Annotated in this window: 2 protein-coding genes; one reads left to right on the plus strand and one right to left on the minus strand. The window is 77.6% G+C overall.

What is annotated here, in order from left to right:
- Positions 1-873, minus strand: an 873-nt coding sequence (locus AB0O00_RS21900; RefSeq protein ID WP_363654241.1) for a histidine kinase dimerization/phosphoacceptor domain-containing protein, incomplete at its 3' end; no start/stop codon positions are given.
- A gap of 71 nt (positions 874-944) precedes the next feature.
- Here AB0O00_RS21900 and AB0O00_RS21905 point away from each other — a divergent pair.
- The coding region (locus tag AB0O00_RS21905) for a GNAT family N-acetyltransferase (RefSeq protein ID WP_363654243.1) at positions 945-1317 on the plus strand (373 nt) is incomplete at its 3' end.

The following is a 1317-nucleotide window of genomic DNA, read 5'->3' on the forward strand; positions in this document are numbered from 1 at the left end:
GACGCTCAGGCGCACGGACAGGCCGGCCCGGCGGGACTCCCCGACGAGAGCGGGCAGTCCGCGCAGTGACGGGCCTTCGTCGGCGGCGGGGGTGAGCACGCCGAGCAGCCCGCGCAGTTCGGTGAGGGCCTGCAGGCCGAGGGTGCGGATCAGCCCGAGGGTCTCCTTGACGACGGCCGGGTCGTTCGGCGCGGCGACCTGGCAGGCGCCCGCGTGCAGGGTGATCAGCGAGACCCGGTTGGACACGACGTCGTGCATCTCCCGGGCCAGCCGCGCGCGTTCGGCGGCGGCGGCGCGCTCCTCGGCGTGCTGCCGGGCCGCCTCCAGGAGGCGGTTGCGGTCCGCGAGCACGTCGACGGCGCGGGCGCGCTGGTGGGCGGTGAGGCCGAGGGCGATCGGCACGGCGCCGTAGACCAGCGGGTCCTCGATGATGTTGGCGAAGGAGTTCAGCGTGCCGAGGTCGCCGAGGTCGAACGGGACGAGCAGGCGGATCTCGGCGAGGACGGCGATCACGGCGAGCGTCCGGGTCGGGCCGCGCCGCGCGGACAGTCCGTACAGGGCGACGGCGAGCGGGAGCTGGCCGCCGAGCAGGGTGAGCGCGGTGACCGTGGCCGGGGCCCGCCAGCGGAAGGCGAGGGCGAGCGCGCCGATCGCCATCAGGCCGGCGTTGAGCCTGGCCGAGGGGGTCGGCCCGACGTCCGGATCGCCCGCGGCGAGCGGGACCAGGATCAGCAGGGCCAGGACGGTCGGGGCGAGCGCGACGACCGGGGCGGGCAGCCGGACCGGCAGGCTCACCAGCATCGTGGAGCGGTGGGCGGCCCGCAGGCCGGGGACCGGGCGGGATCCGGGCTGCTGGTCGGTGGGCTGGCGCATGGGGGCATGCTCGCACACCGCGCTTCCGGCGGGCCCTGGATTTCGTTCGCCCCGGAAGCGATCATGGCGGGATGGCTGATCATCACTCCTCCGGGAGCCCCGCCGCGCCGGTCCGGGTCGTGCGGCTGCCGCAGTACACCGGCGCCGACCAGGACGAGATCCTCGGTCCCGGCGACGACCCCTACGGCGTGGCGGACACCGGGCTGACCTTCCTGCCCAAGGAGATCCACTTCGGCGTGCGGTCCGCCGGGGGCCGGCTCGTCGCGCACACCGGCCTGCTGCCGCTGCCGCTCACGGTGGGGAGCACGGACGTGCCGGCCGTCGGGGTCGGGGGCGTCGCCGTCGCCGCCGACCGGCGCGGGGGCGGGGGGGGGGGGGGCCGGCGGGCGGGGGCGCCGCGCTCACCGCCCCCCGCGCGGGCGCGCAACGCGGGCCGCGGGGCGG

The organism is Kitasatospora sp. NPDC093558, assembly GCF_040683475.1.
Classification (GTDB): Bacteria; Actinomycetota; Actinomycetes; order Streptomycetales; family Streptomycetaceae; genus Kitasatospora.